This window comes from Psychrobacter glacincola (genome assembly GCF_904846215.1).
Lineage (GTDB): Bacteria > Pseudomonadota > Gammaproteobacteria > Pseudomonadales > Moraxellaceae > Psychrobacter > Psychrobacter glacincola.
This window is the reverse complement of sequence record NZ_CAJGZK010000029.1, coordinates 23,869-30,422: the sequence shown is the minus strand read 5'-3', so window position 1 is coordinate 30,422 and position 6,554 is coordinate 23,869. Positions and strand designations below refer to the sequence as shown.

Genomic DNA, 6,554 nt, shown 5'->3' with positions numbered 1-6,554 from the left:
CACTCATAAGATCAGGATCATATTGCTCTGTGCCGATAAGCTTGCCTTGATTGGCTTTGTTATGCCAATTTGATAGCGTTTGCATGGCAATGCCAAGCTGCTTTGCAGTGGCTGAGATATTGCCATTGTTGTCTGATATCTTCTTGACGGCTTCAGCTTTAAATTCGTCACTGTAGGTTCTTACTTTCTTGGTCATGGTAAACTCCTGTCAATACGCTTAGTTTACCAAGTTTAGTTGTACGGTTTCTTCAGCATAGCTCAGTATCGATAAAGGATTGCATGAGCTGCTTTTGAAAATCTTTGATGTCATCAAAGCTATTAATGCTACCAGCCATTTGCTCGGCCAGTTTCTTAATGTCAGATTGAGTAGTCATTGCTTATTCTCCTGTTATTGGATTATAAGCAGTTACACAGTTTTTAGGAAACTCCCTCTATTTGAGTTGTTTAAGCAACTGTTAACAACAAGTTTATTTGGTATAACCAACAAATATTGATTTTAAATTGGTTTTTGAAGAAATATTTAAGATAACTGAGTATGAAACTTTATTACTCCAAATTGTAACAAGTTACTATTGGTAATAGCTCTCAGTATGATACTTTATTATTTTTCACTCAAAATGGCAGGTAATAAAATCAAGAGTTTAGCCGAATCTCAGTATGATACTTTATTACTCGCTGACATATGGTGCGCTATTCAATGAAGTTTGTACCATGGACGGATAAAAAAGCAGTAGCGGCTGATTTAAAAGCTATCTATGCCGCTGATAGGCTTGAGATAGCACAGGCAAACCTTGAGCACTTTGATAAGACTTGGTGTAAAGAGAGTACCCGCAAATGGTTACCTCTTGGCGCAATAACTGGGAGGGCTTAACGGTATTCTTCGAGTATCCTAAAGGTCAATGTCGATCCTTAACTGGACGTCTGCTTTAAATCGCTTTGTAATTATGTTTGATGACCGTATTAGTAAGTATTTAATCTAAATGGCAGTTGCACAGAATTCGAGATGGTCTCCAATAACTATTAATACGAAATTTTAAAAATGAGCCATTATGAGGCTCATTTTTATAGATTGAAAAAATGATCTAATCTTTTTAAGTTACTATATTCTATTGAATCTGAAGAAAATCCACTTTTTAAGTTGTTAAACGCTATACTTTTAATTTCTGGTTCTAAGTTCAGTATTACAGACACGACCTTCTCTAATAAAGATATAATTGAAGAATTTTCAGGATCTAATATTCCCATAACTGATGTATATTTATTCCACAAGATTAAATGTTCAGTACTAAAATTAGTTTCCATGCCTTTCTCACATTTCCTTCCAAGACCAGAGTGGATTAACCACGTCGTAATAACTGCCTGCGGTTCGTAATTATCTTCACTCTCAATGAGTTTATAGACTAGAGTTAGTAAAGTCTGTGGACTAATTTTCTGCACGTCAACATAAAGAAAAATATCTAAAAACAACTTATATTTTATTTTGAAATTTGTATGAAACAGTATTATCTTGTCAAAAATATATTGAAAATCTGTATCTTTATAATCTAGAACTTCTGGTCTTCCTAAGAAGTAATCTACTGAATCACCCAAAAAATCTAATCTCATATTTAAGTCTATAATACCTAACTTACTAGTACTAACTATTTTATCTTGTAAAACACTCTTGTCTAACACATGTTTATCACCTAAATACTCTAGAATATTAAAAATATTTCCAGTCTGAACACCTTGATTTTCTATAGAAACCAATTTGTTAACGTATAAATCATCAGTAATTAGAAGTCCTTTCTTATCCTTTAACGATTGGTCATACTGTAATAAACTTTCCTCATCTAAGTGTATCAAATCTAACTTAGTCAGATTATTTTGTATAGCTTTTAAAATTTCTCCTGCAATATTATTATAAGGGGAAAGTAGAGCATGAGCTGTAAGGTTAAGTTCTTTAAAGAACCTTTCCAAGATAGAAAATCTTGGTAAGGACTCCAAGAAGCTATTAAAAATCCCTAATTCATTAAGAACTAGTATTGAAGTTTCCTCTATTAACAAAACATCAGACGTATCTATTAGGTCTTTAAAATCATTTTTATTTAACTGAGGAGAATGTATAATTTTAAATTCTAATTCTTGATCTGTAGAAGATTTTGATAAAAACCAAGTAGTAAAAATATCTCTAGTATCCTGTAGATATAGCCCTCTCATAAAAAAAGGTATAGTTAATTCACTACTTCTAAGCTTTTGCTTATTACTTTCCCATAATTCAATCAGTTCTGGAGTAATACCCGCCATGTCTCTCAAAGATTCTAATAATCCTTCAGCACCTTCATCCGTATTGATACTCCCTATCTTAAAAACTTTAGAGTTAGGAAATTTCTTGGTATATTCATTTCGTCTTTCTGTATAATCTGTAAACTGATTATCATTTTCAAATGGGCACAAAAGCATGCATAACTGTAAATAATCACCTTCCTGATCACAGTTATTTTGATCTACAAGTGTTCCATATTTTAAAACCGCAGTCTTTGTTTTTTCCGTATAGTCAGCTCTGTTCGGATAAATACTAATAAGTTGTCTAATAATAAAGATTTTATCTTCTATATTAGACGAATTTGCTAAATTCTCCTCAAGCAGTTCGACTACATTATCAATTAAGCCTAATGAAAGAGAGAGATTGATAAAAAAATCTTTTTCTTGCTTTCCTATGTCCTCTAACTTAATTACATCTGCAATAATCTGATAGGCAACTCCTACCCTACCTTGATTTTGTAAAGCTGCCGCTTGTACTAGTTTCCATTTTGAAATAGCTATACCTTTAGCAATATTCTTTTCTGCTAATCTTTCTGCATCAGCCCAGCGCTCTGTAGTGATAAAAGCTTGGGCTAGGTCTAAATATCTATTTTTACTCAACTCTCTTGTTTCTAATATATTCTCTGCTAACTCAATTAATTGATTAGCAGTCATACTGTCCCGAGGATTTAAATATCTAATCAGTTGTACAGCGATAACTAAAGGCTTATCTAAATCTATATATTTTTGATATAAGTTTTGGGTAAACTCATTATGTCTACTTTTATCTCGGTTGGACTTATTGACAAAATCTTGAATCGCAATGAATGCTTCACCGTCTGGGAGCGACTTTACAATTTTCTCATATTGAGCAGCTAGATTTTTGTCGAACATTGAGTCAGCGATTTCAGCCCCAATACAAAAAATAGCAGGAACATTTTCTCTAGAAGAACTTAATAAAATACTTTCATATTTTTGAATTAACGACAAACATAGTTTAGATTTATTTAAATTATAACATGAGAGGATATGCATACTACATTCATCACCATCTAGTGACTCTAGCTTTTCAAGTAATTCGATTACTTTTGTATATTGCCCACAATTAAATAATATACGAACATATGATCGTATGACTTCTGAATGTGATGTTCTTTCACTTAAAATCTCATCAAAATAACAGGTAAGCTCTTCTAATTTGTTAAAATATCCGTAAATTAATGCACTGATATCTATAAGCATAGTAATATCATTTGGATATCCTAGTTTTTTAGCTGCAATCCATGCTTTCTGTAATGAACTAAATGCTTGCTTCATCCCTTCTAGATCGTAATCAGGTCTTCCCTCAATAGGAAGAATCTCTCCATATATTCCCACATCATTTGAAGATTTCTGGAAGAACCTTCTAGCAGCTAATGCATTAAAAATATAGGTTTTTCTATCATCCTCAAATTCATGACCTAAATTTTCTTCAATGATGAGATCTAGTTCTTCATGAAGAGATCCTATAGTACATATAACCATTTGCATCATAGTTTCAGTGGGATAATATTGTTTTAGTAGTTGTAGAGCCTCTGTAGGTCTCTTCAGCATTGCTAGAATTTTAGCTTTCAGTGCGCATTCTGGAAGACTGCTACTCCCTAGTGTGTCAAGTGATTCTTCGAGCTCATCTTGTGAAAGTGTTGAGTCTAGTTTAAATTTTGACTCTAAGTATGCCAAACGATATCGATCTTTAGAACTCTTCTCTTGTGCTAACTTAAAGTATTTTTCCGCATCATCACGAAATCCTTCATGAGACAGAATATTACCTCTTTGATAGTAAAACTCTGCCATTTCATGGGTATTAAAGTTATCTTTTTTAGTATTTAGTTTGTCTAATACTACTTTCGCAGCCTGTATGCGATTATTTGACAAATAATCTGAACACATCTTTAAATCAGTTGAAACCTCATCCTTAGGATTATCAATCCAAGGGGCTTCATTTTTCAGTTCAATCGATTTCAAAAAAATAGGCTTTTCATCGATGTTTTTTGCAATTAAACTCAAAGTATCCAACAAAGGTCTTTCTAATTCGTTAATACCTTTTCTAATCTCGGAGAATGCTAGTTTTTCTTGAAATCTATTCGCATAAAAACTATATATATCTAAATCCTGATTTAGCAGGTTTGTAGTAGGAATGCTTATCGAAATAGTTTTTTGACTATTCAACTTTTTAGCATTTTTGTCAAACCATTTCTCATCAAGCCAAAAATAATAAATAGGACACTCATAAAACTTTTTTTCATCTCGAATATCTACAACCGCTACCATCACAAGAGGTTCTTGTCGGTGATAATATGCTAATGTAGTGGTTTTGAAGTCGTAAGAGATAGATGTATGAGTTTTATTATATGTTGGCGACATAGTACCTTTGAGCTGTAGATAGAAGCTAAACTCGACTTGACTACTATCATTTTTCAACTGTATCAAGTAGTCAATTCCAAAGTCTGAATCACCATCTTGTTCTTTTTCTATCCAATCAAGTGGCATATGATTAGTCAAAGCTTTTTTCGCTAATCGTCCAATTCTTTGGCTATCACCTTCTTCAGGCAAATTTGTCATATTCACATCCTAAATATTTGTAGAATCAAGGTTATCTATAACCAGCTTTGTTGCAAAAATATATTAATAATGGCTTATTTATAAATATGATTATCAGATGGATAAGTTTGCAACTAAAACTTACTGTACATCAATTGTTAAACCTATAACAACTCCCTGATTAGGGCATGTCTTCAATTGGATAAGCCCTAAATAATAGTTACAATACCGCATCTATTGAGTCGATGCGAGAAATACAAGTTATGGCAAGAAAAGCATTAACAGATACGCTTTGGGATCAATTGCAATCGACGATGATAAAGTACGGCTGCTATCAAACTCAAAACAGCCGAGAGATCATGGAAGCCATACTGTGGAAGCTACGCACAGGCGCGCCTTGGCGTGACATACCTGAAGAATTATGTTCGTGGAAAACAGCCTATAGTCGTTTCAACCGCTGGTCGAAAACTGGCTTATGGGCGGATTTTTTTTTAGCTTACGAAAAGAAATTGATACGGAATGGATATTCACAGACGGAAGCTATGTTCGCTGTCACCAGCATGCAAGTGGAGCTCGGCTTGGTGAAGAGCGAGCAATTGGACAAAGCCGTGGCGGCGCAACTACAAAGATACACCTATCCTGTGATGCCGATGGATATCCGCTCAATTTTAAAATCACTGGGGGTGAAGTCCACGACAGTCAAGTTGCAGGTGAATTGATTGAAATGATTGGACAAGCTGATTACTTTATCGCTGATAAAGGCTATGACTCAGAGTCTATCAGAGACAAAGCTCGAAGCCATAATATGATACCCGTCGTTCCTAAAAGGAAAAATGCCAAACAGCCTAATCCAGAGTTTGATAGCTATTTGTATAAACTGCGTCATCTTGTTGAAAATATGTTTGCAAGGCTTAAGCATTTTCGTAGTATCGCTACTCACTACGAGAAGTTGGCTCGTAATTTTAAGTCAATACCCTACCTGGCGTGTACTATCATTCATTGTAAAATGAATGATAGTACACGCCCTAGTGACATCTTGAATTTGAGTCGTTTATGAAAATGCTAACTTTTAACTTTATGTACTACACCGCCCATCCATGATGTTTACATTCTTATAATTTTATTATCAAATTTAGGCTCTTATTCGGGCTACTTTAGTTTCCAAAAAGCCAAATAAATTGAAAAATTTAATATATTTACATTTACAATCTAAATTTTACCATCAGAACGATAAACCTACCGTATCAGTTGCCTTTTAGATATTATTTACTAGTTTACATAAAAAATAACGGATTATAAAGAGTCGGTAAAGCGATCACATATCACCCATGTCCCGCGTTGCAGCGCAGGTAAAATCACTTGCTGCATATGGTCACAGCGCGCAGCAAACATGAGTAGCAACTCTGTATCATCGTTGATAGCGGTATTCGGGTCTAACAATATCTCGCGCAAGCGTTCAGCAAACGGACTACCACCCGGCTCACGGGTACGCAGGTAATCAATGCCACGCGCTTGCAGCCGCGTACATAGTTGCTCAATGGCGGTAGTCTTGCCGACGCCTTCGGTACCCTCAAAACTCATAAAACGCCCTTGAATGGACGTAGTGGTGGTTTGAGAAAACGGCGCTTGTATGGATGCTGACATGATATGACCTTATGTCATTGATGAGCGTTATCGTTGTTATTATTTAT

At 34.5% G+C, this 6,554-nt stretch carries 3 protein-coding genes and 3 pseudogenes; 2 read left to right on the top strand and 4 right to left on the bottom strand.

What is annotated here, in order from left to right; genetic code table 11:
* Together JMW90_RS12520 and JMW90_RS13940 are read right to left on the bottom strand one after the other, a co-directional pair.
* The coding region (locus JMW90_RS12520; RefSeq protein WP_201564608.1) for a transposase at nt 1–196 on the bottom strand (196 nt) is incomplete at its 3' end.
* 58 nt (nt 197–254) lie between these two features.
* Nucleotides 255–374, bottom strand: a pseudogene (locus JMW90_RS13940) (transposase); the annotation flags it as partial.
* A gap of 305 nt (nt 375–679) precedes the next feature.
* On the opposite strand from JMW90_RS13940, the pseudogene JMW90_RS14120 reads away from it, so the two are divergent.
* Nucleotides 680–980: pseudogene (locus JMW90_RS14120) on the top strand (transposase); the annotation flags it as partial.
* Nucleotides 981–1,062: 82 nt separating this feature from the next.
* Here the strand turns inward: JMW90_RS14120 and JMW90_RS12505 are convergent.
* On the bottom strand, nt 1,063–4,884 hold the full coding sequence (locus JMW90_RS12505; RefSeq protein WP_201548682.1) for a DUF4365 domain-containing protein: 3,822 nt from the start codon (nt 4,882–4,884) through the stop codon (nt 1,063–1,065).
* 242 nt (nt 4,885–5,126) lie between these two features.
* Between JMW90_RS12505 and JMW90_RS12500 the strand changes: the two genes are divergently transcribed.
* Nucleotides 5,127–5,920, top strand: a protein-coding gene (locus JMW90_RS12500; protein WP_379607777.1) for an IS5 family transposase whose coding sequence is annotated in 2 segments (ribosomal slippage) — nt 5,127–5,355 and nt 5,355–5,920 — 795 coding nt in all. Because the reading frame shifts where the segments join, the coding sequence is not laid out codon by codon here.
* A gap of 242 nt (nt 5,921–6,162) precedes the next feature.
* On the opposite strand, the pseudogene tmk reads toward JMW90_RS12500, so the two are convergent.
* A pseudogene (tmk, locus tag JMW90_RS12495) lies at nt 6,163–6,507 on the bottom strand (dTMP kinase); the annotation flags it as partial.
* Nucleotides 6,508–6,554 lie beyond the last annotated feature (47 nt).